Source organism: Nitratidesulfovibrio oxamicus (assembly GCF_015731765.1).
Taxonomy (GTDB): domain Bacteria; phylum Desulfobacterota; class Desulfovibrionia; order Desulfovibrionales; family Desulfovibrionaceae; genus Cupidesulfovibrio; species Cupidesulfovibrio oxamicus.
Map to the genome: position 1 here is coordinate 1 of NZ_VRYY01000617.1, position 1,092 is coordinate 1,092.

Annotated in this window: 1 protein-coding gene; it reads left to right on the top strand. The window is 72.4% G+C overall.

From position 1 onward, the window contains the following. The coding region (locus FVW20_RS19840; RefSeq protein WP_307831608.1) for a hydantoinase/oxoprolinase family protein at positions 1-1,092 on the top strand (1,092 nt) is incomplete at both ends.

A 1,092-nucleotide genomic window follows, 5' to 3' on the forward strand; every position in this document is an offset into this window, starting at 1 on the left:
ACCCACCACGACCTTGGCCGGGGCATGGCCGGGGCCATGGCCGCCGCGCTGGCCGCGTCCGGCCTGCCCGCCAGCGCCGTGGACCTGGTCTCCGTGTCCACCACGCTGGCCACCAACGCCGTGGTGGAAGGGCAGGGGGCCGAGGTTGGGCTGTTCATCATCGGCTACGCCGGGCGCATCACCGTGCCTTGCGCCTCCATGGACGCCATCCCCGGCGGTCACAAGTTGGACGGCTCGGAAGAGGAGCCGCTGGCGCTGAACCGGCTGGTGGACGCCATCCGCCTGATGCGGAACCGGGTGGACGCCTACGCCGTGTGCGGCATGATGAGCTTCGTGAACCCCGCCCACGAGTTGGTGGCGGAACGGGCCATCGGCATGGTGGACCCCAAGCCGGTGTTCTGCTCGCATCTGGCCAGTTCCCGCGCGGGCATGAAGGAGCGCGCGGCCACGGCGGTGCTCAACGCGCGGCTGCTGCCGGTGATGCGCCGCTTTCTGGACGGGGTGCGCACCGCGCTGGAGGATCTGGGCATTGCCGCCCCGGTGGTGGTGGTGCGCGGCGATGCCACGGCCATGCCCATGGACGCGGCCCTGCGCAATGCATCGGCCACCGTGGCCAGCGGCCCCGCCGCCATGGCCGGGTACGGCGCGGCGCATGCAGCCGGTCGGCTGCCAAATGGGGATGAAGACGCCGGCAACGCGGACGGAAAGGAACACGCGATACCGGCAGGCGCAAACGCGGGCAAGGGCGTGGCTTCGCCCGCCACGGCCCCGAACACATCGCCGGATGCATCGGCAGACACCGGCACCCCGCCACCGCCGGACGCCCTCATCGTGGACGTGGGCGGCACCACCACCGACGTCACCCTGCTGCGCCGGGGCCGCCCGGTCATCCAGGCCGACGGCATGGTGGTGGGCGACTGGGAAACCCACGTGGAAGCCGTGGAAATGTTCACCGTGGGCGTGGGCGGCGACAGCCTGGTGCGACCGGATGCGGACAGCACGCTGTCCGTGGGGCCGTTGCGGGTGGTGCCGCTGTGCATGGCCGGTCCCCTGCCGGACCCGGCACAATGGCTGCGCGCCGGGGGCCGGGCG